This window comes from Vibrio artabrorum (assembly GCF_024347295.1).
Taxonomy (GTDB): Bacteria; Pseudomonadota; Gammaproteobacteria; order Enterobacterales; family Vibrionaceae; genus Vibrio; species Vibrio artabrorum.
This window is the reverse complement of the sequence record NZ_AP025458.1, coordinates 486,777-503,511: the sequence shown is the minus strand read 5'-3', so window position 1 is coordinate 503,511 and position 16,735 is coordinate 486,777. Positions and strand designations below refer to the sequence as shown.

12 protein-coding genes are annotated in these 16,735 nt (G+C 45.3%); 3 read left to right on the top strand and 9 right to left on the bottom strand.

The genetic code is table 11. From position 1 onward, the window contains the following. Position 1 precedes the first annotated feature (1 nt). The 3 genes from btuF to OCU36_RS02305 all read left to right on the top strand — a co-directional run bounded on the left by btuF (position 2) and on the right by OCU36_RS02305 (position 2,669). Positions 2–859, top strand: coding sequence for a vitamin B12 ABC transporter substrate-binding protein BtuF (gene btuF, locus OCU36_RS02315; protein ID WP_261838866.1), 858 nt, complete (start codon positions 2–4; stop codon positions 857–859). Positions 860–932: 73 nt separating this feature from the next. After that, complete coding sequence (locus tag OCU36_RS02310) at positions 933–1,550, top strand: TRIC cation channel family protein (RefSeq protein WP_261838865.1); 618 nt, start codon at positions 933–935, stop codon at positions 1,548–1,550. Positions 1,551–1,823: 273 nt separating this feature from the next. Continuing rightward, positions 1,824–2,669, top strand: a complete 846-nt coding sequence (locus OCU36_RS02305) for a LysR family transcriptional regulator (RefSeq protein ID WP_261838864.1) — start codon at positions 1,824–1,826, stop codon at positions 2,667–2,669. Here the strand turns inward: OCU36_RS02305 and OCU36_RS02300 are convergent. The 9 genes from OCU36_RS02300 to ftsA all read right to left on the bottom strand — a co-directional run bounded on the left by OCU36_RS02300 (position 2,620) and on the right by ftsA (position 16,721). Continuing rightward, a complete protein-coding gene (locus tag OCU36_RS02300; RefSeq protein WP_261838863.1) occupies positions 2,620–3,399 on the bottom strand; it encodes a TSUP family transporter in 780 nt (259 codons plus the stop codon). The genes OCU36_RS02305 and OCU36_RS02300 overlap by 50 nt on opposite strands. A 195-nt stretch (positions 3,400–3,594) precedes the next feature. Then, positions 3,595–6,825, bottom strand: a complete 3,231-nt coding sequence (carB, locus tag OCU36_RS02295; RefSeq protein ID WP_261838862.1) for a carbamoyl-phosphate synthase large subunit — start codon at positions 6,823–6,825, stop codon at positions 3,595–3,597. 16 nt (positions 6,826–6,841) lie between these two features. Next, complete coding sequence (gene carA, locus OCU36_RS02290) at positions 6,842–7,996, bottom strand: glutamine-hydrolyzing carbamoyl-phosphate synthase small subunit (protein ID WP_010434758.1); 1,155 nt, start codon at positions 7,994–7,996, stop codon at positions 6,842–6,844. Between the two features lie 503 nt (positions 7,997–8,499). After that, positions 8,500–9,324 (bottom strand): 4-hydroxy-tetrahydrodipicolinate reductase, encoded by an 825-nt coding sequence (gene dapB, locus OCU36_RS02285; RefSeq protein ID WP_261839673.1) that lies wholly within the window; start codon positions 9,322–9,324, stop codon positions 8,500–8,502. A gap of 92 nt (positions 9,325–9,416) precedes the next feature. Next, a complete protein-coding gene (mutT, locus tag OCU36_RS02280; protein WP_261838861.1) occupies positions 9,417–9,815 on the bottom strand; it encodes an 8-oxo-dGTP diphosphatase MutT in 399 nt (132 codons plus the stop codon). Between the two features lie 238 nt (positions 9,816–10,053). Then, entirely contained in the window at positions 10,054–12,780 is a 2,727-nt protein-coding gene (secA, locus tag OCU36_RS02275; RefSeq protein WP_261838860.1) for a preprotein translocase subunit SecA, read from the bottom strand. Positions 12,781–13,169: 389 nt separating this feature from the next. Then, complete coding sequence (gene lpxC / locus OCU36_RS02270) at positions 13,170–14,087, bottom strand: UDP-3-O-acyl-N-acetylglucosamine deacetylase (protein ID WP_261838859.1); 918 nt, start codon at positions 14,085–14,087, stop codon at positions 13,170–13,172. A gap of 95 nt (positions 14,088–14,182) precedes the next feature. Next, a complete protein-coding gene (gene ftsZ / locus OCU36_RS02265; protein WP_261838858.1) occupies positions 14,183–15,412 on the bottom strand; it encodes a cell division protein FtsZ in 1,230 nt (409 codons plus the stop codon). 31 nt (positions 15,413–15,443) lie between these two features. Then, positions 15,444–16,721 carry a cell division protein FtsA gene (ftsA, locus tag OCU36_RS02260; protein ID WP_261838857.1) on the bottom strand — a complete coding sequence of 426 codons (1,278 nt, stop codon included), beginning with the start codon at positions 16,719–16,721 and terminating at the stop codon, positions 15,444–15,446. Positions 16,722–16,735: the final 14 nt, after the last annotated feature.

Genomic DNA, 16,735 nt, shown 5'->3' with positions numbered 1-16,735 from the left:
AGTGAAACCTTCAGCACTTATTACCAGCCTTACTTTATTGTCTTCCAGTTTTTGGCTGCCTTTATCCTTTGCTGAAACGCCAAAGAACATTCAACCAGCTCAACGCGTGATAAGCCTTGCTCCTCACGCGACTGAACTCGCGTATAGCGCCGGTTTAGGCGATCAACTGGTTGCGGTAAGTGAGCGAAGTGATTACCCACAACAAGCCGATAAACTTGAAAAGGTAGCTAATTATCAAGGCATCAAGGTTGAAAAAATCATCACGCTGCAACCTGATCTTATTATCGCTTGGCCAGCCGGAAACCCGCCAAGAGAACTCGCGAAGCTAGAGCAGTTTGGTTTTAACATCTACTATTCCAAAACGAAAAGCCTCGACAGTATCGCAACCAATATTGAGCAACTGAGCCAATATTCAAGCGATCCAAGTGTTGGCCAAAACAACGCTCAACAATACAGAAAACAGCTCAACGCATTGAGGTTAAAATATAAAGATGCACAGCCCGTAAACTACTTTTATCAACTGAGTGAAAAACCGATCATCACCGTTGCTCAAGGGAACTGGCCAAGTGAGGTCTTTGAATTTTGTGGGGGGCACAATGTGTTTGAAGACAGTGCCTCCCCTTACCCACAAGTCGGGATAGAGCAAGTCGTACTAAAGAAACCGCAAGTGATCTTCACTTCTCAGCATGCGATTGAGAATGGAACGATGTGGCAAACTTGGAAAGACGAAATCCCGGCAGTGGCTCAAAATCAGATTTGGTCACTCAACTCTGACTGGATTAATCGTCCAACAACGAGAACATTAAAAGCGATTCAGCAAGTGTGCGATTTCTTCGATAGAGCGAGGCAAAATCGCTAACTATTTGCCGAATTTTTTCGTACAATTCGCAACTTACCCATTCCTAAAATTTCAACTATAAGAGCACAGTATCATGGACTCCATGCTGCTTTATATTATCGATTTATTTGGCACTGCCATCTTTGCTATTTCAGGTGTATTTGTCGCCGGCCGCCTCAAGATGGACCCCTTTGGTGTCGCTGTTTTGGGTAGCGTAACCGCTATTGGTGGTGGCACGATTCGTGACATGGCATTAGGTGCAACGCCTGTATTTTGGATCTCAAATACAACCTACCTTTGGGTCATTCTCATCACTTGCTTACTCACCATGATGATTGTGAGACGACCAAAACGTTTAGCATGGTGGATATTACCTGTCTGTGATGCGATAGGCTTAGCCGTATTTGTGGGAATCGGGGTTGAAAAAGCTCTGATGTATCAAGACTCAGCATTAGTCGCGATTATCATGGGTGTTATCACCGGCTGTGGTGGTGGGATTATCCGTGATGTTCTAGCAAGAGAAGTTCCGATGATTCTAAGAAGCGAGGTTTACGCAACCGCTTGTATCATTGGCGGTGCTTTTCATACCATGGCAATCAGCATGGGTCACGACTCAGAAACCGCATTTTTAGCTGGCGTCTTTACAACACTGCTTATAAGGCTAGCCGCGATTCGCTGGCACTTGTCATTGCCGACTTTCGCTCTCAAATAAGCCAGAGTTATAAAATAGAAAAAGGCTCCGCAAGGAGCCTTCTTTATTTCCACCTCATCGGTCATTTAAATCGTCTCTCCGTAGTCGTGCTCTCCAGAGCCTCGAAGATGATATCTCCTACGCATAGAAAGCCACTTTAGATTGCCGTCAGCAAATAATACGCACACCTCACATCATCTCGCGGGGTTAATATCAATGAGCAAGAGACTAGAGAATAGTTGTAATTTCAGGTAACTTGATCCAATCATTCCCAACTTTCATGAATATGACTCAATGTTACTCGAAGGAATTGAAACGCTATTGGTGCTGAGCAAAGCAAAGACCATGAGCCGCACCGGCAGTTTGCTTTATATCAGCCAATCAGCGGTCAGCAAACGGATTGCGAATTTAGAAAAGAAGCTAGGTAAAAAGCTCATTGAACCGAGTGGCCGACAGATAAAACTCACGCCAGATGCGATTGCATTAATCGAGAGTATTGGCCCTACATTCAATGAACTTCGCGGGCTTATTTATGAACAGCAAGAGTTGGAAGATACCACTCTCATTACATTAGACAGCTCTAAGTCTCTGATAGCCGGCTATTTAGGTGAGATGATGGGCCAATTTATCCAGCAAGATAAATACATCACCATTACCACCAACCACACACCGAGAATCATAGAGCGAGTGCAATCTGGCAAGGCGACCTTGGGGTTGTGTGCTGGCTTACTGCCACCGCATCATGGGTTGATGACCTTCCATCTGTTTGATGAGCCGTTTTACATAGTGAGTAAGTCGCCGCTAACGGAGCTCCCTCCAATGGTCATCACTAACGACATGACCAATCCTGCCAATTCTTATCAACTTTCTGTATTAGAGAAGTTTGGTATCAAACCCTTGATGGAGATGGATGCCTATACCGCAGCAGCGCAACTTGCATTGGGCGGGACTGGGTCAGCGTTAATCCCGCTCTCTATCGTAAAAACACTCAATATTGAGCCTCAATATCTGTATAGTTTCACCGAATTAGCTGGCTTGATTCGACCGATTCATATCTGTGTGAGACCAAATAGCTATCAGTCTCCTCGAGTTAAAACACTGATAGAATCCATTGTTGATGCTGTTCCCAAAGCAGTTTAGACGCCATGAGCATCGACATCACGATCACAAGCGGGCGAATCCATTTTTGCCCTTTTGTCACCACGACTTTGGCGCCAAGCTGAGCGCCCATAAAGCCACCGACCGCCATCACTAATCCCAACTCCCAAATGGGTAAGCCAGCTAAGATAAAGAAGGTCAATGCGGCAATATTCGAGGTGAAGTTAAGTACCTTAGTTCGCGCCGTAGCATCGACTAACGAGAAGTGACCAATCACGACAAAACAGACCGTAAAAATAGAACCGGTTCCTGGGCCAAAGAAACCATCGTAGAAGCCAATACCGCCACCAATACACAGAGCAAACATCGCCTCGGAGATTTTCTGTTTACCTTCAGTTACTTTGGTTTGTGGCGCTAATAGGAAGTAGAGAGAGATGGCGATCAACAGCAGCGGAATAACACTGGTCAGTAAGCTCGCATCAATGTACTGCACTGATACAGCCCCCACCGCAGAACCGATAAAAGTACAAAAGATAGCGAGACGCATCTCTTTAATGCTGACAATGCCGTTGCGCACGAAATACCAACTCGCAGAGAAGCTACCAAAGGAACTTTGGAGTTTGTTGGTTGCTAGTGCCTGCGTTGGTGGTACTCCGGCCGCTAACAATGCCGGTAGGGTTAGTAATCCACCGCCACCCGCCATCGCGTCGATAAAACCAGCCCCTGTTGCGACAACAAACAAAATTGCCAATAATTCCAATGTAATTTCCATATACCCAACGCCTTTAAGTCCTGTTTAGCGACAAGTTACCACTCACGACAGACGAGCAATAACGAAACACAAGATTCTAACCTATTCCAAATATTCATCATTGAGTTGCCGCCGAATAACAGACATAAAAAAGCCCAATCCGAAGAGTGGGCTTTGCGCATTGATATCCGCTTAACAGCAATACATTTGAGGCGATTAAGCTAGAGAAGCTTTAACCTGTGCGTGAAGCTCTTGAACTGAAGTCACTGACGTCTTCGCATCTGCAGTGTGCGCCATACAAGTCGCGAATGCAGCGTTTAGCGTCGTCGTGTAGTTCACTTTCTCAGCCAGTGCGCCACGGCGAAGAACTTTAGAATCTTCAATCGCTTGACGACCAGCAGCTGTGTTCACAATGTAGGTGTACTCGTTGTTCTTGATACGGTCAAGAATGTGAGGACGACCTTCGTGTACCTTGTTCACTAGACGTGGGTTGATGCCCGCTTCGCCAAGGATAACTGCTGTGCCGTGCGTTGCGTCTAGCTGGTAGCCAAGCTTAGATAGCTTAGATGCTAGGTCAACAACACGCTCTTTGTCGCCTTCGCGAACAGAAAGCAGCGCACGACCGCCTTCAGGGTAGATGTGACCACAACCTAATTCAGCTTTAGAGTATGCTTCTGCGAACGTCGCACCAACACCCATAACTTCACCAGTAGAGCGCATTTCTGGGCCTAACAGTGGGTCAACACCAGGGAACTTGTTGAATGGAAGTACCACTTCTTTCACTGAATAGTAAGGTGGGATGATTTCTTTGGTAAAGCCTTGAGACTCTAGAGATTGACCCGCCATGACACGAGCGGCAATCTTAGCGATTGGCGCACCCGTTGCTTTAGATACGAATGGAACCGTACGTGCTGCACGAGGGTTAACCTCGATTAGGTACACTTCATTGTTCTTAACCGCAAACTGCGTGTTCATCAGACCACGAACACCCAACTCGAACGCCAGCTTTTCAACTTGCTCGCGCATTACGTCTTGGATTTCTTGGCTTAGCGTGTATGCAGGAAGCGAACATGCTGAGTCACCGGAGTGAACGCCTGCTTGCTCGATGTGCTCCATGATACCGCCGATTACCACGCGCTCACCGTCACAAATCGCATCTACGTCAACTTCAACAGCGTCATCTAGGAAGCTATCAAGTAGTACTGGAGATTCGTTTGATACGCTTACTGCTTCGTTGAAGTAGCGACGTAGGTCTTGCTCGTCGTATACGATTTCCATCGCACGACCACCCAGTACGTATGAAGGACGTACAACCAGTGGGAAGCCGATTTCACGAGATTTCTCTACCGCTTGCTCCATGGTTGTTACTGTCGCGTTTTCTGGCTGAAGTAGGCCTAGACGGTCTACAGCAACTTGGAAACGCTCACGGTCTTCTGCACGGTCGATTGCGTCAGGGCTAGTACCGATGATTGGTACGCCAGCTGCTTCAAGAGCACGAGCCAGTTTAAGTGGTGTTTGACCACCGTACTGAACGATAACGCCTTTTGGCTTCTCAACGCGAGCGATTGCGAGTACGTCTTCCAGAGTGACGGGTTCGAAGTACAGACGGTCAGACGTATCGTAGTCTGTAGAAACTGTCTCAGGGTTACAGTTAACCATGATAGTTTCGTAGCCATCTTCACGTAGCGCGAGTGATGCGTGTACACAACAGTAGTCAAATTCAATACCTTGGCCGATACGGTTTGGACCGCCGCCTAGAATCATGATTTTTTCTTTGTCTGTTGGGTTTGCTTCACACTCGTCATCGTAAGATGAGTACATGTAAGCCGTATCTGAAGAGAATTCAGCCGCACATGTATCGACACGCTTGTACACCGGGTGGATATCGTATTGGTCACGTAGACGACGGATTTCGCTTTCCGCTACACCTAGAATCTTAGATAGGCGCGCATCAGCAAAACCTTTACGCTTAAGCTTGTTTAGCTCGTCTTTATTTAGACCAGCAAAGCCTTTCGCTTTAAGTTCTTGCTCTAGTTTAACGATGTCTTCGATTTGAACGAGGAACCAACGGTCGATTTGCGTTAGGTTGAATACACCATCTACCGACATACCCGCACGGAATGCGTCAGCGATGTACCAAATACGCTCTGCGCCAGCTTCTTTCAGCTCATGACGAATTTTCGTCAGTGCGTCTGGTGCATCGAGGTCGACCATTTCGTCAAAACCAGTCGCGCCAACTTCTAGGCCGCGAAGTGCTTTTTGTAGAGATTCTTGTTGGTTACGGCCGATAGCCATAACTTCACCAACCGACTTCATTTGCGTCGTTAGACGGTCGTTAGCACCGGCAAATTTCTCGAAGTTAAAACGAGGAATCTTAGTAACTACGTAGTCGATTGTTGGTTCGAATGATGCTGGTGTTGCGCCGCCAGTGATGTCATTCATTAGCTCGTCTAGCGTGAAACCAACAGCCAGTTTCGCTGCAATCTTAGCGATTGGGAAACCTGTTGCTTTAGATGCTAGTGCAGAAGAGCGAGATACACGTGGGTTCATCTCGATGATAACCATACGGCCATCTTTCGGGTTGATACCAAACTGTACGTTTGAACCACCTGTTTCAACACCAATCTCGCGCAGTACTGCTAGAGATGCGTTACGCATTAGTTGGTATTCTTTGTCTGTCAGCGTTTGAGCTGGAGCCACGGTGATTGAGTCACCTGTGTGAATACCCATTGGGTCGAAGTTTTCAATCGCACATACGATGATGCAGTTGTCATTTTTGTCACGAACCACTTCCATCTCGTACTCTTTCCAACCGATAAGTGATTCATCGATAAGAAGTTCGTTTGTTGGAGATAAGTCCAAACCACGGCGACAGATTTCTTCAAATTCTTCTTTGTTGTAAGCGATACCGCCACCCGTACCACCCATCGTGAACGATGGACGAATGATACAAGGGAAGCCAACCATGTCTAAAACTTTGTAAGCTTCTTCCATGGTTTTCGCAGTATCAGCAGTTGGACACTCAAGACCAATGGCTTTCATTGCTTTATCGAAGCGTGAACGGTCTTCTGCTTTATCGATAGCGTCAGCCGTTGCACCAATCATTTCAACACCGAACTCTTCAAGAACGCCGTGCTTTTCTAGGTCTAGAGCACAGTTCAATGCAGTTTGGCCACCCATAGTAGGTAGAACGGCATCAGGCTTCTCTTTAGCGATGATGTTACGCACCACTTCCCATTGGATAGGCTCGATGTAAGTGGCATCGGCCATATCTGGGTCAGTCATGATGGTCGCTGGGTTCGAGTTTACAAGAATAACTCGGTAACCTTCTTCGCGAAGCGCTTTACAAGCTTGAGCACCAGAGTAATCGAACTCACATGCTTGGCCGATAACGATCGGGCCAGCACCTAGAATAAGAATACTTTTAATGTCAGTACGTTTTGGCATTGTCTACTACTCCGAATTACGCTGTGTGCTGTTTGATTAGTTCAATAAAGTGGTCGAATAACGGCGCTGCGTCTTCTGGACCTGGGCTTGCTTCAGGGTGACCTTGAAAGCTGAATGCTGGTTTGTCTGTACGGTGAATACCTTGTAGAGAACCATCAAATAGTGATTTGTGCGTTGCACGTAGTGTCTCTGGCAGGGTTTCTTCGTCAGCAGCAAAGCCGTGGTTTTGCGAAGTAATCATCACAACATCACGATCTAAATCTTTAACCGGGTGGTTTGCACCGTGGTGACCAAACTTCATCTTCACTGTCTTAGCGCCTGACGCAAGAGCAAGAATCTGGTGACCTAGACAGATACCGAAGATTGGTAAGCCTTTTTCTAGGAACACTTTTGTCGCTTCAATTGCGTAAGTACATGGTTCTGGGTCACCAGGGCCATTTGAAAGGAAAACACCGTCTGGGTTCAGAGCTAGCACTTCTTCAGCTGAAGTCTCAGCAGGAACAACCGTTAGGCGGCAGCCGCGGTCAACAAGCATTCGTAGGATGTTTCGTTTTGCACCGAAGTCATAAGCAACAACGTGGTATGGCAATTCTGAGTCTGCTTTCGCTTCAGGAAGTCCACCCGTAAGCGTCCACGAACCTTGTTTCCACTGATACGCTTCTTTTGTTGTAACTTCTTTCGCAAGGTCCATACCTTTCAGGCCAGGGAATTCTTTTGCTTTAGCTAGAGCCAAAGCTTCGTCTAGGTTCCCGTCATTTACTGAAGAGCCCGCTACGATACAACCGTTCTGTGCGCCTTTTTCACGCAGAATACGCGTCAGCTTACGAGTATCGATATCAGCGATACCAACAACGTTTTGCGACTTAAGGTAATCAGAGAGGGATTGTTCATTACGGAAGTTAGAAGCGATGAGAGGGAGATCGCGAATCACAAGGCCTTGAGCGTGGATTGAAGAAGATTCTTCGTCTTCGGAATTGGTTCCGGTATTGCCAATGTGAGGGTAAGTAAGGGTAACGATTTGTTGAGAATAGGAAGGATCAGTGAGGATTTCTTGGTACCCCGTCATCGAGGTATTAAAAACGACTTCACCAACTGCAGAACCTACAGCGCCAATGGCTTCACCGTGAAATACTGTCCCATCTTCTAGGACGAGTAGTGCTGACTTCTTCAAGACAACCTCCAGAAATAAAAATGCATTAAAATTGATTTAATTTGCAAATCTACCTTCCTGCAACACCAAAAACTGCGTGTTTATGGAAATTAGACAAATTGGCGGTATTTTAGTGATCTGCGTGATATGTGTCAACATTTAACTCAAAAGAAATTAAACATTTGTAAGGACTAATTCAATTTCCCTCCTCAAAGCGCCAAAAGTTCAACTTTTATGCTCATTTAGCTCGAATATTACGATTTTCTCATTTTCATCCCTCATTTTAGCCAACCATGGAGTGATAAAAATGTCAGCAACAAAACGCAATCGATAAATGCCAAGAGAAAACATGATAATTTAAAGATCTAAAATAAAAAACACACCAAACCCTACATAAACAACATAAAAATAGAGAAAAAAAGGCGATAGAAAGAAAGTAGAAGGAAGATCGTAGAGAAGAGATTACTAAGGAAAAGGCACCAAACAAAGAAAGCGCCGGCAATTGCCAGCGCATAAATATCTATTTACAGGTCATTCAAACCAAGCACATCCGTCATGGTATAAAAGCCTGCTGGTTTATCATTTAACCAAACCGCGGCTTTGATTGCGCCATTAGCAAAGGTCATTCGATCAGTCGCTTTATGGGTAATTTCCACTCGCTCACCGATATCAGCAAACATAGCGGTATGTTCACCAATAATGTCACCGGCACGAATCGTCGCGAAACCAATCTCATCTTTAGTACGCTCGCCAGTAATACCTTCGCGTGACCATACGGCGACATCGTTTAGCTCGTTGCCCATCGCACTCGCAATCGCTTCGCCCATACCAATCGCAGTGCCTGACGGTGCATCGACTTTATGACGGTGATGAGCCTCAACGATCTCGACATCACAATAGTCGCCCATCACTTTAGCGGCCTTCTCTAGCAGCTTAAAGACCAGGTTCACGCCAACGCTGTAGTTAGGTGCCATTACGATAGCCATCTCTTTTGAAGCAGCATCAATCACCTGCTTCTCTTCTTCAGAGAAACCCGTCGTACCGATAATCAGTTTTTTACCGTGACGTTTACAAAGTTCAATATTCGCTAATGTGCTAACAGGGGCAGTAAAATCGACGATCACGTCAAACTCTTCGATGGCTTTCGATAAATCATCAACGAGAACAACATCAAAACGACCTTCACCGCATAACTCACCGACATCTACGCCGACCAAAGAGGACTCTGGACGCTCTGAACCAGCTCCAACACTTGCTTCTGAATTATGATGAGCGGCTTTCACCAAGTTGCGACCCATGCGGCCCGCTGCTCCTGCAATTGCAATTCTTACCACTGCGAATATCTCCATTGTTTTGGTTACTGTTGCCACTTATCTCTTGCAGCAACGTTCAATCGATTAATCTCTTTAAACTAACAACAATCTCAAACTCAGGCTAGCAATTACGAAAACTCTTTTATTACTCGCTCTAAAATTGGCACATTTGCCTCTGGAAAGGTGTATTGATTCAATGATTCTAGGCTTACCCATTCACCTTGTTGACCTTCTTTGCCATAAGGTTGCTCCTCAAAGTCGGTCACAAGGATGAAGTCGAACTTAAGCGACTTATCGGTGTAATCAAATTCAAGATGTTCAAACAGTGACTGCTCTGTCACCTTAATCCCAATCTCTTCATCAAGCTCACGAGTCATTGCTTGTTCAATGGTTTCGCCGACTTCAACCTTGCCACCAGGGAATTCCCAGAAACCGCCTTTGTGTTTGTCGTCCGGGCGTTTAGTGATGAATACCTGTGACTTATCTGAGTTAAAGATGATACCCGCAACAATATGGGTTCTTTTCATATGGTGTTCCTTAATAAAGCACTTCGCTCATGCAGTCCCTTAATACGTCATCCTCAAGAAGGAGGAACGACTGAGTTGGGGATCTAAAACAACATGAGCCTAACTAAACGAGATTCCCTACTACGCTCGTTCCTCGCTATAGGGAATGACGACTTCCTTGCATAACAAAGTAAGCCATGAAATTTACATACAAAAAGAGTCGCGTAAGCGACTCTTTTTATTTCTGACAACGGTTCAATTAGTTAATTTGACCGTGACACTGTTTGTATTTTTTGCCACTTCCACATGGACATGGTTCGTTTCGGCCCACTTTACGCTCTTCGCGTACTACCGTTTGTGGAGAGGCGGTGTTTGCTTCATTGTTCCCTAACTGATTTTCAGCGCTTGCATGTTGTGCTTGTGCACGACGAGCCGCTTCTTCAGCTTGAGCTTGGCGTTGAGCTTCCATCCTTTCCACTTCTTCTTGTTGCTGAACGCGAACTTTAGAAAGGATAGTAATAACGTCTAATTTCAGAGCTTCTAAAAGACCTTCAAACAGTTCAAATGACTCACGTTTGTACTCTTGTTTTGGGTTCTTTTGAGCATAACCACGCAGATGAATACCTTGGCGAAGGTGATCCATTGCAGCCAGATGCTCTTTCCAAAGAGTATCGAGCGTTTGTAGCATCACAGACTTCTCGAAGTTGCGTAGTACTTGAGCACCAACCACTTCTTCTTTCTGTTTATACGAATCAACCGCCATACCTAGGATACGTTCACGTAATGCTTCTTCGTAGAGCTTATCATCTTCGTCTAACCAACCTTGAATATCGAACTCAAGATCGAAGTCATTTTTCAAACGTTCTTGTAGACCGGCTATATCCCACATTTCGTCTAGTGATTGCGGTGCAATATACTCATCAATGATCGAAGCAAACACATCTTCACGGTTGTGCTCGATCATTTCACTGATATCTTCAGAACTCATCAATTCATCACGAAGCTCATAAACGACTTTACGTTGGTCATTGGCAACATCATCGTACTCAAGCAGCTGCTTACGAATATCGAAGTTACGCCCTTCCACTTTACGTTGTGCTTTTTCAATGGAGCGGGACAACATTTTAGACTCAATCGCTTCGCCTTCGTCCATGCCACTTTGAATAAGACCTGCCATACGATCAGAAGTAAAGATACGAAGTAAAGAATCCTCCATCGATAGATAGAAACGAGAAGAACCCGCATCACCTTGACGACCAGAACGACCACGTAGCTGATTATCGATACGACGAGATTCATGACGCTCAGTACCGATGATGTGCAGACCTCCAGACTCAAGCACTTTATCGTGGATGATTCTCCAATCCGATTTGATCTTGTCGATCTGCTCTTGAGTTGGGTTTTCTAATTTCTCAACTTGTGCCTGCCAACTACCACCTAGCACGATATCGGTACCACGACCGGCCATGTTAGTTGCAATGGTGACCGCGCTAGGCGTACCCGCTTGCGCTACGATCTCAGCTTCCATTTCGTGGAACTTGGCGTTTAGAACATTATGCTTAATCTTAGCTTTCTTCAGGGCATTTGAAAGAAGCTCAGATTTTTCAATAGACACAGTACCAACCAGCGATGGCTGACCCGCTGCTACACGATCTTTAATATCCTCAATGATCGCATTAAATTTGTCTTCTTCGGTACGATAAACCACATCTGGCATATCGTTACGAACCATAGGTTTATTGGTTGGGATAACCACCGTTTCTAGGCCGTAAATAGACTGAAATTCGAACGCTTCTGTATCGGCAGTACCTGTCATACCAGACAGTTTTTCGTACAAGCGGAAGAAGTTCTGGAATGTAATTGATGCGAGCGTCTGGTTTTCATTCTGAATCTTCACACCTTCTTTCGCTTCAACAGCTTGGTGTAACCCTTCAGACCAACGACGACCCGGCATTGTACGACCCGTATGTTCGTCAACAATAACAACTTCACCGTCTTCCGTAACAATGTAATCAACGTTTTTCTCAAACAGAACATGCGCACGAAGAGCCGCGTTTACGTGGTGTAATAAACTGATATTAGTTGGAGAGTAAAGCGTGTCTCCGTCTTCCATCAAGCCATTTTTCACCATCAACTCTTCAACAAATTCTTGACCGTTTTCAGTCAGGTGAACTTGTTTCGATTTTTCATCCATGGTGTAGTGACCTTCGCCACGGTACTCTTCAGAATCTTCTTTATCTTGACGCTCAAGGTGAGGGATCAACGTATTAATACGCGTGTAGAGATCTGAGCTATCTTCAGCCGGTCCAGAAATAACCAGTGGAGTTCGAGCTTCATCGATTAGGATTGAGTCAACTTCATCGACAACAGCGAAAAAACGCTCACGCTGAACTCGGTCTTCAGCACGAAAAGCCATGTTGTCACGTAGGTAATCGAAACCAAATTCGTTGTTAGTCCCGTATAAAATATCAGCTTGATACGCCGCTTTCTTTTCTGGCGGAGCCATATTTGGCACATTCACGCCAACCGTCATACCAAGGAATTCAAATAATGGGCGGTTTGTTTCCGCATCACGCTTCGCTAAGTAATCGTTCACCGTTACGACATGAACACCTTTACTTGGTAAAGCATTAAGATAAGCAGGCAAAGTTGCAGTAAGAGTTTTACCTTCACCAGTACGCATTTCTGCAATTTGGCCAGCATTTAAAACCATGCCACCAATCAATTGCACGTCGAAGTGGCGCATACCATAAACACGTTTTGACGCTTCTCGTACCGTTGCAAATGCTTCTGGTAGAAGTTGGTCTAACGATTCTCCCTTATCTAAGCGCTCACGAAACTCAACCGTTTTTGCTTTTAACTCTTCATCAGATAGAGCTTCTAATGACGGTTCGTAGCTATTAATTTCTTTTACAATTTTTCTAAGGCGGCGCAGTGTTCTGTCATTGCGACTGCCAATTACCTTTGTCAGCAGCTTAGTAATCATGTGCTTGGAATCTCTTCGTTCTCAGATCGTCCGCGATCTATTTTAAATGCCGTCAGTCTCTACTAGCGATAAGCTAGTCTTCAGTTACTAACCAAGGATACTGAGATAAATCTAGTATCTTTGATATTGTACTTGAGCGTAGAGTTTTCAAGGCTTGAGTTAAAATTAATGCCCCTTAGTGTAAGTAATTTTCACACTAACGACCATTTAGAACACCATTTGTTTGATGTGCTTGGAACTTTTCTTTCTAATTGCTGCTGGATTAAGCAAACAGCAGCCCATTGGCCAGCAATTTCCGGAGGTTAACGACACTGTATCTGGAAAATAGACACAAAAAAACCAGGCCGATGACCTGGTTTTTGAAATCTTATATTGTTGTAAGCCACTTATTACGCTAGAACCATACCCGGCTCTGCGAAAGCCACTGGAGAACCGACTTCTTCTTCAAATGTAGCCCATTCCCAAGCTTCTGCGTCAGCAAGCACTGCACGTAAAAGTTGATTATTTAGACCGTGACCTGATTTGTATGCGCGGAACTCACCAATAATAGCGTGTCCACACATATAAAGGTCGCCAATCGCGTCGAGTACTTTATGAGTGACAAACTCATTCTCGAAACGAAGACCTTCTTCATTAAGAATGCGGTATTCATCCAGTACGATGGCACAATCAAAGCTACCACCCAAACACAAATTTTGTGATTGCAGGTACTCAATATCACGCATGAAGCCGAAAGTACGAGCGCGAGAAATCTGTTTTACAAAACCTTGCGATGAGAAATCAAATAACAAACGTTGCTCATCGGATTCAATCGCTGGGTGATTGAATTCGATTTCAAAATCCATTCGGAAGCCGTCAAATGGTACAAATTCTGCCCATTTATCGCCATCCTCAAAACGAACGGGTTTCTTGATTCGAATAAAACGCTTCGCTGCATTCAGTGTTTCGACACCCGCTTGCTGTAGCAAGTATACAAATGGGCTTGCGCTACCATCCATAATTGGGATCTCAGGTGCATCGACTTCAATAATGATGTTGTCGATGCCCATACCCGCTAGAGCTGCGTTAAGGTGTTCCACTGTCGAAATACGCACACCTTCGTCGTTAACAAGAGCAGTACATAGCATCGTGTCACGAACTGACGCAGGGTCAGCTGGAAAATCGACAGGCGGATTGACATCAGTACGACGATAAACAATACCTGTATTTGCAGCTGCCGGACGAAGAGTAAGTGTGACTTTACGACCAGAGTGGAGACCCACACCAGTTGTTTTCACGATCTCTTTGAGAGTACGTTGTCTAATCATCTACTTACCTCTTATCAGTGCTACAAATCACGGCCAGCATCTACCGACCGTGAATTTTATCATTAATTCGACGATAGTCAAATTTTGAGTATTGACTAGTCAGCCTGACGTCGCAAGAACGCTGGAATATCTAAGTATCCACTCTCTTTTTCAGCTTTAGGTGCCGCACTCTGGCTAGCGCCTGTTCCTGAAGAAACCGTTGATGTCGTTGATTGCGGCTTAACTTGAGGTTTCACTTCAGTTTTTTCCTGCAATGGCTGTGCCACTTTATCTTCCACTTTTGCTGCAGTTTGAGCTGCGACCTGTGGTTGAGGCGTTGATGCAACCTTAGCTTTGCCACCAGCAACTAATGTAATGTCTGGTTTTTTCTCAGTACCGATGCCTGTTGCTACAACAGTCACACGAATTTCATCCGTCATATCAGGGTCTAGAGAAGTACCAATCACCACGGTTGCGTTATCAGATGCGAATGCCTTAACTGTATTACCGACTGTTTCAAATTCATCTAGACGCATATCTAAGCCAGCTGTGATGTTCACAAGAACACCACGCGCACCCGCGAGGTCGATGTCTTCGAGTAGTGGGCTAGAAATTGCCGTTTCAGCCGCTTCTTCAGCACGGTCTTCACCTTTTGCGATACCGCTACCCATCATTGCATGACCCATTTCCGACATTACGGTGCGAACATCCGCGAAATCGACGTTAATCATACCAGGGCGAGTAATGAGTTCAGCAATACCTTGTACCGCATTTTTAAGTACATCGTTTGCACTTGCGAAAGCTTCGAGTAGCGTTACGCCGCGGCCAAGCACTTTGAGTAGCTTCTCATTTGGAATCGTAATTAAAGAATCCACATGTTTAGAAAGCTCTTCAATGCCTTGCTCAGCAAACGCTAAACGCTTTTTGCCTTCAAAGCTAAAAGGCTTTGTGACAACAGCAACCGTTAACACGCCCAGCTCTTTCGCCACTTCAGCAATAACGGGAGCAGCACCTGTACCGGTACCACCGCCCATACCGGCTGCGATAAAGACCATATCGGCACCCGTTAGAACTTCTTTAATTCTGTCTCGATCTTCGAGAGCTGCATCACGGCCTACTTGTGGGTTTGCACCAGCGCCCAAACCTTTAGTGATATCACCACCAATTTGGATCACGCTGCTCACGCTCGTTTTACGAAGTGCTTGTGCATCAGTGTTAACACTGATGAATTCTACACCTTCGATTGATTCACGTACCATGTGCTCAACAGCGTTGCCGCCACCGCCACCAACTCCAACGACTTTGATTACAGCATCGTCAGACATTTCCATCATCGGTTCAAACATGTGTTATCTCCGTTTTTTCCTGCAACTCAGGTTAAAACTCTTTTTGTATCCAATTACGCAATTTACCAAATAAGCCTGACATAGAAGACATAGAAGGTGCTGAACGCTTAGGTTCACTGTAATCACCTTCATCACTTATCTGGCAATCTCTTGCGTAATGAAGTAAACCAACCGCCGTAGAATGATACGGCTCTTTAACATAGTCAGTTAAGCCACTAACTTCTAATGGCTTACCAACTCGAACTTGATTGCGGAATACGCGTTCCGCACACTCTACCAACCCGTCAATTTGTGCCGCTCCACCAGTCAGAACCACACCAGCTGCAAGGTGGTGTTTAATACCTTCATCGCGTAGCTGTAATTGAACCGTATCAATAGTTTGGTTAACAAGCCCCATAAGTTCAGTGTAACGTGGTTCAATCACTTCCGATAACGTTTGTCGTTGCAAACTTCTCGATGGGCGACCACCAACACTTGGGACATTCACTGAATCGTCCTTACTTACGAGTTCACTCAAAGCGCAACCATGGCTTACTTTTATCTCTTCAGCATCACTCACAGGTGTACCGAAAGCGAAGGCAATATCACTGGTTACCGCATTTCCTGCGTAGGAAAAGACTTCTGTGTGTCGAAGAGCGCCGCCAGTCCAAATGGAAATATCCATGGTACCGGCACCAATATCGACCACACACACTCCAAGCTCCCGCTCGTCTTCAGTAATTACCGCATTACTTGAGGCAAGTCCTGAGAATACGATTTGTTCGACTGTGAGACCACATCGCTCGACAGCTTTAATAATATTTCTCGCCATATCGCTATGACAAGAAATCAGATGAACGCTCACTTCCATTCGAACACCCGATAAACCAAGCGGATTCTTAATTCCCTCTTGGTAATCAATGGTAAATTCTTGCGGAATCACGTGCAGAATTCTCTGCTCATCACCTATTTTAATTGATTTCGCGGTATGAATCGCTCGATCCATGTCATCTTGGGACACTTCTTCATCTGAAATAGTGCCCATGCCTTTTTCAATTCGGCTTGCGATATGTTTGCCCGATAGCGAGATAAAAACATTGCTGATCCGGCATTCCGCCATCAACTCAGCTTGATCAATCGCTCTCTGAACCGACTTAACTACCGACTCTAGGTCGTTTACACCACCTTTATCCATACCTCTGGATGGGCTTTGCCCTGAACCAATGATATTGATTTGACCATCAGGCAATATTTCACCAACCAGAGCGGATATGGTCGCAGTGCCTATATCAAGACCAACGATTATGTTGTCATCTGCGGTCTTAGTCATCTGTGCTCTCTTCT

What these genes read in the sequence shown, in the direction of transcription:
- OCU36_RS02310 (WP_261838865.1), top strand. Translation starts at nt 933, where the DNA reads ATGGACTCCATGCTGCTTTATATTATCGATTTATTTGGCACTGCCATC.
- OCU36_RS02305 (WP_261838864.1), top strand. Translation starts at nt 1,824, where the DNA reads ATGTTACTCGAAGGAATTGAAACGCTATTGGTGCTGAGCAAAGCAAAG.
- OCU36_RS02300 (WP_261838863.1), bottom strand. Translation starts at nt 3,399, where the DNA reads ATGGAAATTACATTGGAATTATTGGCAATTTTGTTTGTTGTCGCAACA.
- carB (WP_261838862.1), bottom strand. Translation starts at nt 6,825, where the DNA reads ATGCCAAAACGTACTGACATTAAAAGTATTCTTATTCTAGGTGCTGGC.
- dapB (WP_261839673.1), bottom strand. Translation starts at nt 9,324, where the DNA reads ATGGAGATATTCGCAGTGGTAAGAATTGCAATTGCAGGAGCAGCGGGC.
- mutT (WP_261838861.1), bottom strand. Translation starts at nt 9,815, where the DNA reads ATGAAAAGAACCCATATTGTTGCGGGTATCATCTTTAACTCAGATAAG.
- secA (WP_261838860.1), bottom strand. Translation starts at nt 12,780, where the DNA reads ATGATTACTAAGCTGCTGACAAAGGTAATTGGCAGTCGCAATGACAGA.
- lpxC (WP_261838859.1), bottom strand. Translation starts at nt 14,087, where the DNA reads ATGATTAGACAACGTACTCTCAAAGAGATCGTGAAAACAACTGGTGTG.
- ftsZ (WP_261838858.1), bottom strand. Translation starts at nt 15,412, where the DNA reads ATGTTTGAACCGATGATGGAAATGTCTGACGATGCTGTAATCAAAGTC.
- ftsA (WP_261838857.1), bottom strand. Translation starts at nt 16,721, where the DNA reads ATGACTAAGACCGCAGATGACAACATAATCGTTGGTCTTGATATAGGC.